Annotated in this window: 16 protein-coding genes and 1 tRNA gene; 9 read left to right on the top strand and 8 right to left on the bottom strand. The window is 38.6% G+C overall.

Features of this window, described 5'->3' with window-relative positions:
- Positions 1-13 precede the first annotated feature (13 nt).
- The 4 genes from D0T60_RS07685 (at position 14) to D0T60_RS07670 (ending at position 3,032) form a co-directional block, all read left to right on the top strand.
- A complete protein-coding gene (locus D0T60_RS07685; protein ID WP_163217578.1) occupies positions 14-691 on the top strand; it encodes a response regulator transcription factor in 678 nt (225 codons plus the stop codon).
- Positions 688-1,953: a HAMP domain-containing sensor histidine kinase gene (locus tag D0T60_RS07680; RefSeq protein ID WP_163217577.1), complete on the top strand. Its 1,266-nt coding sequence runs from the start codon at positions 688-690 to the stop codon at positions 1,951-1,953. The genes D0T60_RS07685 and D0T60_RS07680 overlap by 4 nt, the downstream gene beginning before the upstream one ends.
- 113 nt (positions 1,954-2,066) lie before the next feature.
- On the top strand, positions 2,067-2,507 hold the full coding sequence (locus tag D0T60_RS07675; RefSeq protein WP_163217576.1) for a PepSY-like domain-containing protein: 441 nt from the start codon (positions 2,067-2,069) through the stop codon (positions 2,505-2,507).
- A gap of 36 nt (positions 2,508-2,543) precedes the next feature.
- Positions 2,544-3,032 (top strand): PepSY-like domain-containing protein, encoded by a 489-nt coding sequence (locus D0T60_RS07670; protein WP_163217575.1) that lies wholly within the window; start codon positions 2,544-2,546, stop codon positions 3,030-3,032.
- 346 nt (positions 3,033-3,378) lie between these two features.
- Here the strand turns inward: D0T60_RS07670 and D0T60_RS07665 are convergent.
- From D0T60_RS07665 to tilS, 6 genes are all read right to left on the bottom strand, one after another.
- Positions 3,379-3,454, bottom strand: a tRNA-His gene (locus D0T60_RS07665).
- 69 nt (positions 3,455-3,523) lie between these two features.
- Complete coding sequence (locus D0T60_RS07660) at positions 3,524-4,645, bottom strand: CapA family protein (protein ID WP_163217574.1); 1,122 nt, start codon at positions 4,643-4,645, stop codon at positions 3,524-3,526.
- Positions 4,646-5,533 carry a bifunctional methylenetetrahydrofolate dehydrogenase/methenyltetrahydrofolate cyclohydrolase FolD gene (gene folD / locus D0T60_RS07655; RefSeq protein ID WP_163217573.1) on the bottom strand — a complete coding sequence of 296 codons (888 nt, stop codon included), beginning with the start codon at positions 5,531-5,533 and terminating at the stop codon, positions 4,646-4,648.
- Positions 5,534-5,639: 106 nt separating this feature from the next.
- Positions 5,640-6,971 (bottom strand): signal recognition particle protein, encoded by a 1,332-nt coding sequence (ffh, locus tag D0T60_RS07650; RefSeq protein WP_163217572.1) that lies wholly within the window; start codon positions 6,969-6,971, stop codon positions 5,640-5,642.
- A gap of 172 nt (positions 6,972-7,143) precedes the next feature.
- Entirely contained in the window at positions 7,144-9,198 is a 2,055-nt protein-coding gene (gene rho, locus D0T60_RS07645) for a transcription termination factor Rho (RefSeq protein WP_163217571.1), read from the bottom strand.
- 225 nt (positions 9,199-9,423) lie between these two features.
- A complete protein-coding gene (gene tilS, locus D0T60_RS07640) occupies positions 9,424-10,725 on the bottom strand; it encodes a tRNA lysidine(34) synthetase TilS (RefSeq protein ID WP_163217570.1) in 1,302 nt (433 codons plus the stop codon).
- Positions 10,726-10,995: 270 nt separating this feature from the next.
- Here tilS and D0T60_RS07635 point away from each other — a divergent pair, with 270 nt between their 5' ends.
- From D0T60_RS07635 to D0T60_RS07620, 4 genes are all read left to right on the top strand, one after another.
- Complete coding sequence (locus D0T60_RS07635; protein WP_163217569.1) at positions 10,996-12,003, top strand: NlpC/P60 family protein; 1,008 nt, start codon at positions 10,996-10,998, stop codon at positions 12,001-12,003.
- 38 nt (positions 12,004-12,041) lie between these two features.
- On the top strand, positions 12,042-13,334 hold the full coding sequence (locus tag D0T60_RS07630) for a BNR repeat-containing protein (RefSeq protein WP_163217568.1): 1,293 nt from the start codon (positions 12,042-12,044) through the stop codon (positions 13,332-13,334).
- A 107-nt stretch (positions 13,335-13,441) separates the two neighbouring features.
- Positions 13,442-13,897: a DUF4890 domain-containing protein gene (locus D0T60_RS07625; RefSeq protein WP_163217567.1), complete on the top strand. Its 456-nt coding sequence runs from the start codon at positions 13,442-13,444 to the stop codon at positions 13,895-13,897.
- Between the two features lie 141 nt (positions 13,898-14,038).
- The gene (locus tag D0T60_RS07620) at positions 14,039-14,587 is read left to right on the top strand and encodes a DUF4738 domain-containing protein (RefSeq protein ID WP_163217566.1); all 549 of its coding nucleotides are present in this window, start codon (positions 14,039-14,041) and stop codon (positions 14,585-14,587) included.
- Positions 14,588-14,608: 21 nt separating this feature from the next.
- Here D0T60_RS07620 and D0T60_RS07615 read toward each other — a convergent pair whose 3' ends face one another.
- The gene (locus D0T60_RS07615; RefSeq protein ID WP_163217565.1) at positions 14,609-15,127 is read right to left on the bottom strand and encodes a hypothetical protein; all 519 of its coding nucleotides are present in this window, start codon (positions 15,125-15,127) and stop codon (positions 14,609-14,611) included.
- Positions 15,128-15,270: 143 nt separating this feature from the next.
- Complete coding sequence (locus tag D0T60_RS07610) at positions 15,271-16,101, bottom strand: hypothetical protein (protein WP_163217564.1); 831 nt, start codon at positions 16,099-16,101, stop codon at positions 15,271-15,273.
- 118 nt (positions 16,102-16,219) lie between these two features.
- Between D0T60_RS07610 and D0T60_RS07605 the strand changes: the two genes are divergently transcribed.
- Positions 16,220-17,461, top strand: coding sequence for an exonuclease SbcCD subunit D (locus D0T60_RS07605; RefSeq protein ID WP_163217563.1), 1,242 nt, complete (start codon positions 16,220-16,222; stop codon positions 17,459-17,461).
- Positions 17,462-17,464: the final 3 nt, after the last annotated feature.

Here is a 17,464-nt window from a genome sequence, read left to right as displayed (position 1 = left end):
ATATGCAAGCAATATGAAAATACTTATAGTAGAAGATGAACCGGACTTAAGAGATACCATTTCAGCTTCTTTGCTGAAAGAGAAATTTCTGGTAGAAGTAGCCGCAGATTTTCATTCTGCTATGGATAAAATAAACGACTATGATTACGACTGCATATTGCTGGACATCATGTTGCCGGGAGGCACCGGGCTGGATTTATTAAGAGAATTAAAGCGCCTTCATCGGAATGACAGCGTGCTGATTATCTCGGCAATAGACTCCTTAGATGATAAAGTAACCGGTCTTGAACTTGGGGCAGATGATTATCTGACTAAGCCTTTCCACCTGGCAGAGCTTAATGCCCGCATAAAATCGGTTATTCGCAGGAAGCAAACACAGGGAGAATTATCTGTTATACTGGGAAATGTTATTCTATATCCCGATAGGAGAGAGGTGAGTGTAAACAACACGCCACTTACCTTAAATCGCAAAGAGTTTGATTTACTCTACTATTTTGTGGTGAACCCTAATCGGGTGATTAATAAAATGAGTCTTGCCGAATCTGTTTGGGGAGATAACATAGACCAAGCCGATAGTCTGGACTTTATTTACTCTCAGGTAAAGAATCTGAGAAAAAAACTAAAACAGGTCGGTGCTACTATTGAAGTAACTGCCGTATATGGCTTCGGCTATAAACTCACCGAAATATGAAGCTACTGCATTATACATATCGCAGCCTTTCTTTATTCCTCTTATTATTAATGACAATCTGGGGAATCTTTTTCTATTTCACAATTTTAGAAGAAGTTACGGACGAGACAGATGATTCATTAGAGAATTACCGGGATATTTTAGTAAATACCGCATTAAAAGATCCTTCTGTGCTTGATACAAGTGGGAATGTGATGACAATGTATGAGTTTCGTTCCATATCCAAAGAAGCGGCTGCTCATCATCGGGAAAAATTCTATGATTCTACTGTTTATATAGAAGTGGAAGACGAAGATGAGCCGGTTCGAGTTATGGAAACTTCTTTCATGATGCCCGACGGGCAGTATTATGAACTGAAAATAATGATATCTACCTTAGAACGCGAGGATATGATAGAAGCCATATTGGGCTATTTACTCAGCTTGTATGTATTACTTCTTATTTGTATTATTGTAGTAAATCGTGTAGTTCTAAAGCGTTCTTTCCTGCCATTAGATCGTCTCTTAAATTGGTTGGGGCAGGTGCAACCCGGTAAAGAAGTTCCTCCATTGGATAATGAAACACAAATTCAGGAATTTAAAAAACTGAATGAAGCTGCCATAGCCCTGAGTAATCGGAGTTATAACGCCTATATTGAGCAGAAGCAATTTATTGAAAATGCCTCGCATGAGTTGCAGACTCCTTTGGCTATAGTAAGAGGAAAAATCGAACTATTGGCAGAGAGCGAGTCTCTTACCGAAGAGCAGATGAAGGAGCTGGATGATATTTATAACACTTTAGGACGTGCCGTAAAACTGAATAAATCTTTATTACTACTCTCCCGCATAGAGAATAAACAATATGCTGAGGTAGAAGATGTATGTGTGAATGATGTTGTAAACGCAATTCTACCTGATTTAATGTTGATTTATGAGTCCAGGAATATTCAATTAGATTGCCACGAAGAAGATAAATTCATGATTCGTTGTAATGCTTCGTTGGCTCGAATACTAATAGCTAATTTATTAAAGAATGCATTGGTGCATAATATCGAAAATGGTGAACTGCACTTACTTATAAGTCATCATAGTTTGGTGATAAAGAATAGTGGGAAAGAATCACTTGACCCGGATCGAATCTTTCAACGCTTCTACCATACTCAAACAGAAAAGAAAGACTCTACAGGATTAGGATTGGCCATTGCTCGTTCTATTGCTTCTTCTTGCGGATTAACGCTGCAATATTCGTGGGAAAATGAAATGCATTGCTTTCTCTTGAGTTAATAAATGTAAATCCTTCTCTAAGTAGACGATATTCCTAATTTCTTCCTAATTCGATACCGTTATTTGTAGTGTAAATAGATCACAAAGAGTATTAACACCTAAAAATAACAATTATGAGGAAGATTTTATCTGTATTAGCAATGGTACTATTTGCTGTGCAGTTTGTTTCTGCCAAAGATGTAGTGACTACCGATGGGAAAAGCCTCCCAAAGAATTCTCAAACTTTTATCCAACAGTATTTTCCAAACTCTGCTATCTCTTATATAAAGATAGATAATGAGTTTTTTAAAAGTAAGAAGTACGAAGTGGTATTAACGAATGGTACTGAAATCGATTTCGACAGCAGAGGAAATTGGATGGAAGTAGATGCCAAAAAAGCAGAAATACCCGCCGAATTGATTCCTGATTATGTAAAGAACTATCTTTCCGCTAACTTTAAAAAGGAGTATATAACTCAAATAGAGAAAGACCGTCGTGGAATAGAAGTAGAGCTAAACAATGATTTGAGCTTAAGATTCGACAGGAATGGCAATTTGGTCGAAATTGATGATTAATTTGAATTTAACTATTAACCCATAAAATAATTAAGTATGAAAGAGATTAATTTAACTTTATTGACCCTTCTGTGTGCCGTTTTATTTGGTTTTACATGTACCTCGTGTAGTGATGACGATGATGATTACAAGCCCGAGCAGAAATTTGAAGAAGCTTTGAGTGCAAAATATCCGAATGCAACCCGGGTAGAGTGGGAGAAAAAAAGAACTTTTTTAGTTGCAGATTGCTGGGTTGGCGATAAAGACATAGATGTTTGGTTTACAGAAAGCGCCGAATGGAGAATGACTGAAACTGATTTGTTGCCAGCCAATTTACCGGAGGCAATCACTACCGCTATTGCCGCAAGCAAATATGCTTCATGGAGAATTGATGATGTAGATTATCTGGAATATCCATCTAAGGATGCCGAATATGTGATTGAAGTAGAACAAGGAAAAACCGGGATGGCACTTTATTATACAGCCACCGGAGAGTTTTTAAGAGAGAAAGATGTATCGGCTGATGATACCAATTGGCCGGGATAAGGAGATGATGATGGAATAATAATGGGGCTGTCCGGTTGGATGGCCCTTTTTAGGTAATAGCGATGCTTGATTAAAAAAAAATCCCGGCGAATCACTTCGACAGGATCTTATCTCATTTTACTTAAAGTGGTTACGTAATAAAATTATGACTAACTAAATTCTGATACTGCAAAGATAAAGGGTTTGAATATGTCGCACAATACCTTATTTGGGGTATTCTACAAGGGGGGGAATCACTAATAATAGTTACTGTTTCGGATTGATCCCTGTTTTCAACTGCCAGTAGCCATTAAAGTTATGAAAATTAAAAAAGCTCCAGAGATCTTCTGAAGCTTACTTTAAACGAGGGTGGAAAACGGGGCTCGAACCCGCGACCTTCGGAACCACAATCCGACGCTCTAACCAACTGAGCTATATCCACCATGTTGTTTTTCTAATGCGGTGCAAAGATACGTATTATCTTTTATTCTGCAAATTTTGCGATTAATATTTTAATAAAAAGTGTATTCGTTTATCCCTTTGTTGTTTGTTTCGAAAAGTTTCCGGGTGTCTTTTACAAAAATATCCATTTTACTCTGTTCATTAATAGAGAGTGAATCGGTAGGGTAATTAATCGGGATAAGTGTATGCTTCTTTCTTTTAATGCTTGGAGGAGCTACCCATACAAGGCTGTAGCCACAGTCGGTAATATGCGTCAAGCTGTCTTTGGTTAATTCCATCTTAAACATAATTCCTCCATTGGTTTTGCGAACGCTCATATTCGATATAAAGTTACCAAGCGAGTATACTACTACGTTTTTTTTATTTGTAATGGTATCTGTTCGTAACTCTAACGGTTGAACAACATGTGGGTGAGAACCAATAATATGATCTACTCCTTGAGCAAATAACCAGTCGGTTAATGACGTTTGGTCTTTGTTGGGCAAAGATTTGTATTCATACCCCCAATGCATACAGGCAATAATTGCGTCAGGCTGTTGGGCTTTGGCTGCTTCTATATCTGCTGCTATTACTTCCTTATCAATATAGTTTACGATATTGGGGTGAGTGGGTCTTAAGCCGTTTGTATCATAAGTATAGTTAATGATAGAAAGGCGGAATCCGTTCTTCTCAATGAGTAGAGGGTATCGTTGGGCTCTTGCCACACTATCGATGTATGTGCCGGCATAAGGAATTTGTAGAGAGTCGAGCATGAGAATGGTGCGTTCCAACCCCCTTTTCCCTTTGTCTAAACAATGATTGTTTCCGGTAAGCAATACATCAAAACCAGTTTCTTTAATGGCAAATAAAAAGTCGTCCGGGGCACTAAAGCAAGGATAACCGCTATATGGTTTTCCTCCCAATGTTACTTCCAGATTGCCAATAGCTATATCAGCTTTACTGATTTCTTCGCGGATGTGACTAAAACATTCAGCATAATCATAGTTTCCGTTTGCAGTACGGGCAGTGTTGATTTGTGCTTTATGCTGCATTAAGTCTCCAACAAATAACAAAGTAATTTTGGAAGAGATAATACTGTCGGGCTTTTCTTTTGTTATTGTATCTTCTGCTCTACCCTTGTTTACACAGGATAGAGAAAGAAGAATAAATGCTAAGAATGTGAAACGTCTCACTTATTTATATATTTCTTTTTTTCCTGCTAACAATGTGTTTTTCATCAGAGAAACAATAGTCATAGGTCCCACGCCACCGGGAACAGGAGTTATGTAAGAACATTTAGGGGCAACTTCGTCGAATAAAACGTCGCCGGTCAGTTTAAAGCCTGATTTGGTTTTGTCGGAAGGAACTCTTGTAGTGCCTACATCAATAACCACGGCTCCTTTCTTTACCATATCGGCCTTTAGGAAGTTAGGTTGTCCTAAGGCAGCAATAATGATATCTGCTTCCTGACATTCTTTTACCAAGTCTTTGGATCGACTGTGACATACGGTTACCGTAGCATCGCCCGGATATGCTTTCTGCATCATAAGCATAGCCATGGGTTTTCCTACAATGTTGCTGCGTCCTAATACAACACACTTTTTGCCTGCTGTTTCTATTTTATATCTTTTCAGAAGCTCAAGAATGCCATTGGGAGTAGCTGACACATAACAAGGAAGACCGATAGACATGCGTCCCACATTGATAGGGTGGAAGCCATCTACATCTTTGCGATAATCGATGGTTTCAATTACTTTTTGCTCCGAGATATGTTTGGGCAATGGAAGTTGTACGATAAATCCATCTACATCGTCATCATTGTTAAGCTCACGAACTTTAGCCAATAGCTCTTCTTCGGTTACATCGTCTTCATAACGAATGAGTGATGATTTGAAACCGCATACTTCGCATGCTTTTGCTTTGGCTGCTACGTATGTTTCGCTACCTCCGTCGTGTCCTACAAGGATAGCTGCCAGATGCGGTTGTTTTCCTCCTTTGGCAACGATATTTGCAACTTCAGCAGCTATTTCTTGCTTTACTTGTTCTGAGATGGCTTTTCCGTCAATAAGTGTATAGTTCATAATAGTTGAGAGTTGATCTTAGTTGAGAGTTGAGAGTTGAGAGTTGAGAGTTATCATGCGGCATCGTAACTCTCAACTCTCAACTTTCAACTCTCAACTAAAAAGTTTATCTTTTACCTTTAGGCATCATTTTAGCCATTTTCCCCATTTTGCTTGAAGTAACCATCTTCATCATTTTACGAGTCTGATCGAATTGTTTCAATAAACGGTTAACTTCCTGTATGCTTGTTCCGCTTCCTTTAGCTATACGTTGTCTGCGAGAGCCATCTAATAATTCCGGGTTGGAGCGTTCGGTTGGAGTCATAGAGTAAATAATAGCTTCGATGCTCTTAAAGGCATCATCATCAAGGTCGATGTCTTTAATGGCTTTTCCTACGCCCGGAATCATAGATGCCAGGTCTTTAAGATTACCCATCTTCTTGATCTGAGCAATTTGTCCGAGAAAGTCGTTGAAATCAAACTGATTCTTAGCTATTTTCTTTTGCAGACGTTTGGCTTCTTCTTCGTCGTATTGTTCCTGAGCACGTTCTACCAGAGACACAATGTCTCCCATACCCAAAATACGATCGGCCATACGCGAAGGGTGGAATTGGTCGATAGCTTCCAACTTCTCGCCTGTACCAACAAATTTGATAGGTTTGTTAACCACCGTGCGGATAGAAAGAGCGGCACCACCACGGGTATCACCATCGAGTTTAGTCAACACAACTCCGTCGAAGTTGAGGCGTTCATTAAATTCTTTGGCTGTGTTAACTGCATCCTGACCAGTCATAGAGTCTACCACAAAGAGAATTTCATTTGGGTTGATTGCTTCTTTGATGGCTGCAATCTCCTTCATCATCTCTTCGTCTACAGCTAAACGTCCGGCTGTATCGACAATTACTAAATCATGTCCTTTGGCTTTAGCTTCCTGAATAGCGCTCTTGGCAATAGAAACCGGGTCTTTGCTGTCTGGCTCGGAATACATCGGAACTTCTATTTGTTCTGAAAGTATGCGAAGCTGTTCGATAGCTGCGGGGCGGTATACGTCGGCTGCTACCAATAAAGGTTTCTTTCCTTTCTTGGTTTTCAGCATCTTAGCCAGTTTTCCCGAAAAAGTTGTTTTACCGGAACCCTGCAAACCTGACATCAATATAATGGATGGTTTTCCTTCAAGATTAATTTCAACTGTTTCACCACCCATCAGGTTGGCCAACTCATCGTGAACGATTTTAACCATCAACTGGCTGGGCTTCACAGCTGTTAATACATTTTGTCCTAATGCTTTTTCTTTTACTGTGTCGGTAAATGTTTTGGCTACTTTGTAGTTTACGTCGGCATCCAACAATGCTTTACGTACATCCTTTAGCGTTTCCGCAACATTAATTTCGGTGATTTTGCCCTCACCTTTCAGAATCTTAAAAGACCGCTCGAGTCTTTCACTAAGGTTATCAAACATATCTCGTTTATTAATTAGCTGTTTAGGGACGCAAATGTACGAAAAACCCCGAAAAGTACAGCTAATCAGATGACTTTATTTCATTGTAAGGGGGTAGCAGGCAATTATATAAAAGAAAAAAGATGTAAACACATTGTATCTACATCTTTCTCTTTATTGGTTAAATTAGCATTTAGCTATTCATGCTCATTAGGAATTCATCGTTGTCTCTTGTCTTTTCCAAACGATCTTTCACAAAGTCCATTGCTTCAATGGGGTTCATATCAGATAGATATTTACGCAGAATCCACATGCGGTCTAATGTTTGTTTGTCGAATAGAAGATCGTCGCGACGGGTACTTGATGCCACAATATTAACAGCAGGGAAAATGCGCTTGTTTGATAAGTTACGATCAAGTTGTAATTCCATGTTTCCTGTACCTTTAAATTCTTCGAAGATAACTTCGTCCATTTTAGAGCCGGTGTCGATAAGTGCTGTGGCAAGAATTGTTAGTGAACCACCGTTCTCAATGTTACGAGCTGCACCGAAGAATCTCTTAGGCTTGTGTAATGCATTTGCATCAACCCCTCCGGACAGTACTTTTCCGGATGCCGGAGATACAGTGTTGTAGGCACGTGCCAAACGGGTGATAGAATCAAGGAAAATCACCACATCATGTCCGCATTCTACCAATCTTTTTGCTTTCTCTAATACAATACCTGCAATCTTTACGTGGCGTTCTGCCGGTTCGTCGAAAGTAGAAGCAATTACTTCAGCGTTTACGCTACGAGCCATATCGGTTACCTCTTCAGGGCGTTCATCGATCAATAGCATAATCATGTACACTTCAGGATGATTGGCTGCGATGGCATTTGCTATATCTTTCAATAAGATTGTTTTACCGGTTTTAGGTTGAGCTACAATTAAACCGCGTTGTCCTTTTCCGATAGGAGAGAATAAGTCTACTACTCTGGCCGACAGGGAATTGTGCTGTCCGGCTTTACATAGATTGAACTTCTCGTCCGGGAAAAGAGGAGTGAGGTGATCAAATGGAACACGATCACGTACGAAAGCAGCATCACGTCCATTGATTTTGGAAACCTTAACCAATGGAAAGTATTTTTCTCCTTCTTTGGGAGGACGGATAACACCTTCTACAACATCTCCTGTTTTCAGTCCGAATAATTTAATTTGCGACTGAGATACATAAATATCGTCTGGAGAAGACAGGTAATTGTAGTCTGATGAACGAAGGAAACCATATCCGTCTTGCATGATTTCTAAGACACCGGTTCCTGATAGAATGTTATCGAATTCGTAAGGTTTTTCTCTTTCAATGATTCTACGTTCGTTAACTGGAGCCGGTTCATTTTCTGTTTGAGCAACAGGTCTAACCGGTTGGTTAACGCGTTGATTTTGATTGTTATATTGATTATTGTCCGTTGGTCGTACAACTCGTGGACGTTGTATTTGTTGTTTTGGCTGAGCCTGAGGTTGTTGAGGTTGAACCTTCTTTTCTATAACAGGTTGAGGAGGAGTTGTTTTGTTTGCTTCAAATTTACCTAATAGTTCAGATGGTAATTCGACCTTTTCAGAAGGCAGGTCTTCAATTGGAATAAAATCTTCGACATTTTCTTTGGCAACAACGGGGGCTTCTTCTTTAACAGGTTGAGCTTCCTTTGTTTTCTTTTCTTCGGTTTTAGCAGTTTTAGTTTTAACTTTAACTACTTTCTTTTCTGCCTCTTCTGCTTTTGGAGTTACTTTTTCCGGTTCCTCTTTTACTTCTTTTTCTTTAGTTTCTTTGGGGGCTTTTGTGGCTTTTTTCTTTGGAGCTGCTTTTGTTGCGGGCTCTTCTTTTTCGGCTACCTGCTCTTTAGTTGTTGCAGCTTTTTTCTTTTCGGTTGCCTTTTTGGATTCTGCTTCGGTAGCTTCGGCTGCTTTGGTTGGTGTTACAGGGGCGGCAGCTTCTGTTTTAGCAGTTTCTCCGTTTTTTGAAGCGGTGTAAACTTTGTCACCCTCTTTTTTGACATTTACGCGAGAACGTTTCTTCTTGTCTTCTGATTTACGTTCTTCTTTTACTTTGTCGGCAGCAACTTTCTTGGTGGCACCTACGATGGCTTGTTCGTCAAGAATCTTATAAACAAGTTCTTCTTTCTTGAATGATTCAGCCTTTTTAATTCCTAATTCTTTTGCAATAATTTGTAGATCCGACAGATTTTTGTCGTTTAATTGAATAATGTTATACATACAGTGTATAGGCAAGTTATTTTATATAATTTATTATTTTTAGAGTTCAAGATGGGCATAGCAATAACTACGACTAGTGATTTAAACTATGAAAATTGTATAATTGGGATTTGATTATTTTGGATTGAAAATCACTTCTTTACTTTCTCTGTGGGAGAATTTCCCTGAATGATTTTCAACACTGCAAAGGTAATCTATTTTTTTAGATAATAACAATAGATGGCTCTAAAAGTTCACTTTGTTTACAGAAATTTGTTTTATAACATATATTTTCCGGGTATTTGGAGTAATGCGGTAACGATTGTCGAGGCGTTCTCCGATTAACCAAACGATTTCATTGCCATTGCAAAGTACCCATTGGTTTTCTTTCTGAAGCAGTGAGAATTTCTTATCTGTCAGGTAGTCGCTTACTTTTTTTCTTCCTTTCATGCCCAAAGGGATAAATGTATCACCATGTTCCCATTTACGAATGGTAAACTCGTTTTTTACCTTGTCGGCATCTAAACAAGCAACATTTTTATCTGTGGGTATGATGAATGTTGAAGAGTACATCTCTTCTTTTATTTGCAGTGAAAAGGGAGGAGGAGTATCTTTATCTTCTACCTTACTTATATATAATAATTCGCGATCTTTCGTTACTTTCCATCCTTTTGAGCTTATGAAATACTTTCCGGGTTGTCCGTACAAAGAATCATATATGTTTTTTAGCTGAGCAGAATTAAATCCTAAAGGATGTAATATCTCGAATAAGAGGGCTTGCGGAGATGGTTCTTTGAGTAGTGCCTCAATATGGATTCCCTCGTGGGTTCGGACTCTTGAAATTCCCTGATGCGTGGCTTCTTGATAAACTTTATAAACCTCCGCGAGATGATTGCCGGTATTGATAAGGCTGTCTTTAACTGAAGGATTGATTTCCTGCATGAGCGGAATTAAATTCAATCTGATTTTATTGCGTGTATATTCATCTTGAAGATTAGTACTATCTGTTACATAATCTTGTTTTATATAATTCAGATAATCAATCAGTTTTTGGCGGGTAACGCATAACAGCGGACGAACTATATCTTTATTCTTCGGTTTAATACCCAATAATCCATTAATGCCCGTGCCACGGATCAGATTCAGAATCATGGTTTCTACACTGTCGTCCTGATGATGGGCAATAGCTATAACAGATGCCTTACACTTTTCTTTTATTTCGGAGAACCATTGATAACGTAATTCACGGGCAGCCATTTCAATGGAAATTTTGTGGCTTTCGGCGTATTTCTCTGTGTCGAAGTCGATGGTATGGAGAGTAATGTTTAGTTTGTGGCATAATTGTCGGGTGAAATCTTCATCTCTGTCTGACTCTTTGCCACGCAAATGAAAGTTGCAATGCGCAGCTTCACAGGTATAGCCCAGCGATAATAGAATATGTAGTAGCGCAACAGAATCTGCTCCTCCGCTAAGAGCCACAAGAACTCTATCTTTTAAAGAGAAAAGGTGCTCTGTTTCTATATATCGGGCTACTTGTTTCTTTACCATAGTGCAAATGTAAGTGAAAATTGCGATTTATAGAAAACTAATAAACATAAGAATAATCACTCCGGGTTATTTTGTCTTTTTACTCACCCGCTTGAGAATATTTTCTTAAGGGCGCGAGAATATATTCTTAACGGCTTGAGTATTTATTCTCAACGGCTTGAGAAAAGACATTAAGTAGGTGAACAAATACTCAAAAATGCCTGATGACAAATACTTAATGGCAGAAAAGATTTATCTTTGCTTTCGAGTTCAATACTAAAAGAATATAAGATGCGCATACTATTTCTACCTTTATTATTCGTTTTCTTTTTTGTTTCCTCTTGTGCAAATTCAGAGAAAGCATCTGCCGATACTGATGGGAATACTCCTGAAGAGTTGATAGATACGTATGGAGTTGTCAATCTATCTGTTTGTAATATACATGCAAAGTCTGATTTCTCATCCGAGATGATTACGCAAGCCATACTTGGTATGCCTGTCAGAGTATTGCAGCATCAAAAGTGGTATCGCATTCAAACTCCCGATGATTATTTGGGGTGGGTACACCGAGTAGGCATTACCCTTATGAATAAAGAAGAGTATAATGCTTGGAATCGGGCTGAGAAAGTTGTCGTTACTTCTCATTTTGGTTTCACTTATGAAAAGCCCGATATGAATTCGCAATCCATTAGTGATGTAGTGGCAGGTAATCGTTTAAAATATGAAGGAACGGAACAGGAATTTTATAAAATCTCTTATCCCGATGGTAAAATAGCCTATATTCCGCAAAGCATAGCTAAGCCGGAAGGGCTTTGGCGAGCTTCCATCAGGCAAGATGCCGAAAGTATCATCCGTACATCTCGTACTTTATTGGGAGTTCCTTATCTGTGGGCAGGAACCTCATCAAAAGGTATGGATTGTAGTGGTTTTGTTCGCACAGTATTATACATGCATGATATTATAATGCCACGTGATGCATCTCAACAGGCTTATGTGGGCGAACATATTGATATAGCATCTGATTATAGCAATCTTCGTCTTGGCGATTTGATATTCTTTGGGCGCAAAGCCACTCCAGAGAAGAAAGAACGCGTGGTTCATGTTGGTATATATATAGGTAATAAGAAATTTATCCATTCTCAGGGAGATGTGCGGATTAATAGCTTTGACCCAACGGATTCGGATTATGATGAATTTAATTTGAATCGTTTATTGTTTGCGACTCGATTTCTTGACTCGGTCGATAAAACCCCCGCAATCAATACCACATTAACAAACCCTTATTACTTGCCTCAATAAATGTTTTGTGATGAAACTCTAAAGAAGAAAATAATATCATGAAGAAAGCAGCTTTCATCTCTTTATTCTTTTTATTTATACTGACTGGCAATGCTCAGAAATTAGTGAAAGTGGCCGACGGATTTAGTCGTACCTCTGTGAATACAACCGTATTTCGTGTCAATTCATTGGTTACTCATAAGAACAATCAATATATTGCTTTTTACGATCAGGATGGTTATCTTACTTTAGGTAAACGTAAGTTAGGTAAAGAGGATTGGACTTTGCAACGTTCGCCCTACAAAGGAAATGTGGCCGATGCACATAATGTAATTAGTATGATGGTAGATGGAGACGACTATTTACATGTATCATTCGATCATCATGGACATCCCCTGCGATATTGTAAAAGCGTTGCTCCCGGTTCATTAACATTGGGAGAAAAGATAGCCATGACTGGGCAAGATGAAAAGAATGTGACTTATCCTGAGTTTTATCGTTTTTCCAATGGAGATTTAATCTTTGTATATCGCTCCGGCTCCTCGGGTAGAGGGAATTTGGTAATGAATCGCTATATTTTAAAAACGAAACAATGGGAAAGAGTACAAGATGTTTTGATTGATGGAGAGAATAAGCGAAATGCGTATTGGCAAATATATGTAGATAAGGCAGGCATTATACATCTATCCTGGGTTTGGCGCGAAAGTTATCTGGTGGAAACAAATCACGATCTTTGTTATGCCCGCTCTAAAGATGGAGGTAAAACCTGGGAAAAATCTACAGGAGAGGAGTATACCTTACCCATTAATGCATCTAATGCAGAATATGCTTGCTCTATTCCTCAAAAAAGTGAGCTCATTAACCAAACAAGTATGACGACAGATAGAAACGGGAATCCTTATATAGCCACTTACTGGCGTGATGCAGATTCCGATGTTCCTCAATATCGCTTAGTTTGGAATGATGGTAAACAATGGAAGCAACAGCAAATATCCAATCGCACTACCCCTTTTAGCCTAAGTGGCGGAGGTACAAAACTAATACCTATCGCTCGCCCAAGGTTAGTAATTAAAGAAAAGAATAAAAAGTTGAAAGCCTATTATATCTTTAGAGATGAAGAGCGAGATAGTAAAGTTTCCATGGCAATATCTGATGATATAAATACAGGTACATGGAAATATGAGGATTTGACTGATTTCGCAGTAGATGCCTGGGAACCGAGTCATGATACTGAACTCTGGAAAGATAAACAGAAGTTGCACATCTATGTACAACGCACCGGACAAGGGGATGGAGAACGTACTACTCACATGGAACCTCAACCTATCTATGTCTTAGAACTCATTAAATAAAAAATATTTGTTAAAAAGAGAGAGAGAGGATTAAACCTCTCTTTCTTTTTATAGTCATATAATCAGTTGCAACAAAAAACTATTTAATAAACCAAATGAATGAATTTATGAAGAAGATAACATTTTTGATCGTGATAGCACTTATGACTACTGCAACTGTTATGGCTCAAGGCCCAAGACGTGGTGGACAAGGACAACAAAGAGAAAGAGACCCAAAAGCTCAGGCAGAAAGAATGACTGAAAGAATGGCAAAAGAATATTCTTTGAATGAGGAACAAAAGAAACAACTGTCGGAGTTGAATCTTACTATGACTCAGGAAATGAGTAAGAAAGCAGAAGAAAACGCAAAGAAGGAAAAGAAAAACAAAGAAGCAAAAAGCAAAGAAGTAGAAAAGCAGCGCGAAGCTCGTAAAGCTCAAATGGATGACTATAATACCAAGTTAAAGAAGATTCTGACTGAAGAACAATATAACGATTATATTAAGAAACGGGAAGAAAGGCAAAAAAGAATGGAGCAAGGTGGTGGTCGTCAACAAGGAAGACAACCAAGACAAGCTCAATAAAATGTAAAGGTATTAGGTAAAATAGATTGTGTGTGTAAATTGAGTTTGCCCCTTACGGAAAAAGTTTCGTAAGGGGCAAACTTTTTTTGCAAAGAGAGAAAATTATTTGTTTCTTTGTTACTTGGAATAACGAATTATAAAATGAAGAAACTACTATACTTGTTTATTGTTAGCGGTTTGATAACTGTAGCCGCATGTTCTAAAAAAGATAACTCTCAGAAAGTAGATGATACACGTGTACTTATGCAGAATACTACAGATAAAGAAGGGTTACAACGAATGCAGGTATCTAAGAATGAACAAACAGTTACTTTTAAAGGAAAAGAATACAATATATCCATACTTCGTACACCGGATGATTCATTGACTCGCGTAAAAAGCGAGATGGGAGATGTTTTTATAGATAATCGTATCGCTTTGCGTATTACTCAAGGTAACCGCGAGGTTCTTAATAAATCCTTCACCAAACATAGTTTCTCTTCTGTGGTGAATGCAAACTTTATGAAGAAATCAATATTAGAAGGCATGGTTTTTGATAAGACTACCACCCAAGGAATAATCTTCGCCGTGAGTGTCAGCTACCCACAAACAGATCTGTATATTCCAATCTCACTTACAGTAGATGCAGACGGAAAAATGTCGATGAAGCGCGAAGAATTGATCGAAGAAATTTATCAACCGGAGGAATAAGCTACAAAAAGCCAACGCTCTTTAATAAGGATTCATTGGGTTTTTACCTCCTTGCTTTACTTCGATACTGATGCCGAAGTTATTATTTATCTTTAATTGCATTCCCCCTGTAAAGCTTTTCTTGTCCCAGGGGAATATATTGGTGGTTGGAATTCTTTCTCCGGTGGCAGTATATTGGCCGTAGAGGCTTAACTTTATATGATCGTTCAGTCTTAAAGTGCCCACTTGTACAGATTGCGAACTTGAATAGAAATCCATGTGTCCAACTGTAGGAACTAAAGTGTAATTCTGCCCAAAGGTCCACTTTTTGTCAATTTGAAAGAGGGAAGAATAATCTTTGCTCATATCCGGTCCCAACAATAAGCCGGTATTTATAATAGGCATTCGGGGAGCCTCGGGCAAACTGAAATCAAAAAATAGCTGATTTAGTTCTCTTTGTGCTTTGGGGGAGATATGAATGCTGTCGGAGATAACTTCCGTTTGAGCTTGCAAACTGAAAGTAGTTATCCATAAAACAAAAACGAGGAACAATTTCTTCATAACAGGTTGGTTTTATAATATCTGTTTCCGATTTCTACAAACTTAGATAAAAATACTCGATTAATTAGCGGATTGAATAAAAAAAGAATGAACACAGAGGCGCAGAGACACAAAGAATAAATGTAACTCTGTGTCTCTGTGTTCTATTCTTGTTGCAAAACACTGTCTTTACTTTCTAAAGTAATTGTATTGGTGTTTAATGTGTACTTCATGAACAGATCCAATGCCGGAGAATACACCGCAAAGCTTTTGATATCATAGATTGGCGCATATAACATAAAGGTACAAACGTCCGTAGCAGTAATGAAAGGGGTGTTTTTCGAATGACTGTGTACCATCTCCGATATTGTTTTTCCCTGAAAGGTGGTAGGGTTTGGGAACAACCCGACATGGAATTTCTGAAAACGTTCAATTTTCCCGTCTTTGTCGGCTATTACTAAATAATCATTTCCAAAAGGAATTACATCCGGTTGAGCAGTTCCTGTCAAAATATAAAATTTATATTTGTTTTTAAAGGGGAGTAAGATGAAGTTTAAACTGAATCCTTCTGCTATTCTTATATTATACTTGTCGTCATCGAGTTGCTCCATGAGTTTGTACCGAATCTCAATTAGCTTTTTCTCTTCCGAAGTTAAGTCTCTGGTTTCGATCTTGGTAGAAGAGGGTAGTGTAAACTCTTCCGTGAAAGTATATTCAGCGATACACTTCTGGTCGTTGTACCCTATGATAATGGTTTTTATGGCTGTTCTTGTTTCATAAGTTAAGTAAGATTCGAAGTGCTCTTTTACTTTGGGGTTTTCCAATGCTAAATCGTATGATGTCCACGAAGCTCTTTCGTGTAGGAATAATTGATTTCCTTCCATCAAAATAGAATCTAATTTCTGGTTTAATTCTCCTTGGGTTAACTCCGGGGTTTGAGCAAGCAAAAACTGAAAGGAGCAAAGCAAAGAAGTGAAGAAAAGATGAAGTCTCATAGTGTACCTTTATCCTAAATTAAATCGTTGTTACTTTCACGAAAGTAATACAAAATCGTCCCAAAGTCAAATAAATAGCCGGATTTATCTTAATTTTGGAACTAAAATAGAAAAAACGATGATTCGAATACTTCATACAGCCGACTGGCACTTAGGGCAAACATTCTTTGGATACGACCGAACCATTGAACATGAACATTTTCTGAACTGGTTGACCGAAGAAATAAAAACAAAAGAAGCAGATGTATTGATTATTGCCGGAGATGTTTTTGACGTAGCTAATCCTTCGGCAGCTTCCCAACGGATGTTTTACCGTTTTGTGCGTAGGGTAACGAATGAAAACCCTCATTTGCAGATTATTACAATTGCAGGCAATCATGATTCAGCCTCTCGCCTCGAAGCTCCTTTGCCATTATTGCAGGAAATGAATACGTATGTAAAAGGAGTAATAAAGAAGCAAGAAGGAGTTATTGACTACGATGACCTGATTGTGGAACTGAAAAACCGCTCCGGTGAAGTAGAAGCCCTCTGCTTGACTGTCCCCTTTCTACGTCAGGGAGATTATCCGGCTGTAGAAACAGAAGGTGGAAATACATATACAGAGGGAGTGAAAGCATTTTATAAAGAACTTACCACCCTTGCACTCGAACAAAAAAGAGAGGGACAAGCACTTGTGGCTGTGGGGCATCTCCAAGCCACCGGATCGGAAATCGCAGAAAAAGACCATAGCGAACGAACAATTATCGGAGGATTGGAAGCTGTATCGCCCGAAGCATTTTCTTCGAGTATTGCTTATACTGCCTTAGGGCATATTCATAAAGCGCAACGGGTATCCGGAAGGGAATGTATACGATATGCCGGTAGTCCGTTGTCCATGTCGTTTGCAGAGAAATACTATAAACATGGTGTGGTATTGATTACGCTACAGGATGGTGAGCTAAACTCCATAGAGAAACTTGCCTATGAACCGTTAGTTACTTTATTGAGTGTACCTTCCGACAAGCCGGAATCATCAGTACAAGTCATTGAACAACTGCATGCATTGCCGGAATATAAAGAAAATGAACAAGCTCCTTATCTGGAAGTAAAAGTCTTGTTGACTGAACCGGAACCATTATTACGCCGTCAAATAGAAGATTCATTAGCAGGAAAACACGCTCGTTTAGCCCGTATCGTTTCTGTATATAAACAGTCCGACGGCCATGCTATGGAAGAAGAAGTCCTGACAGTCGGTTTACAGGAAATGAATCCTTTACAAATTGCTAAGCAAACATTTGAAAAGATGTATCTGACGGAAATGCCGGATGAATTGCTGGAACTCTTTCAGGAGGCAACCCTTTCTTTGTATAATGAAAAATAACTC

Origin of the sequence: Bacteroides sp. 224 (assembly GCF_010500995.1) — a bacterium.
Taxonomy (GTDB): Bacteria; Bacteroidota; Bacteroidia; order Bacteroidales; family Bacteroidaceae; genus Bacteroides.
The sequence above is the reverse complement of the archived record's forward strand: the minus strand, read 5'-3'. Positions and strand labels throughout refer to the sequence as shown.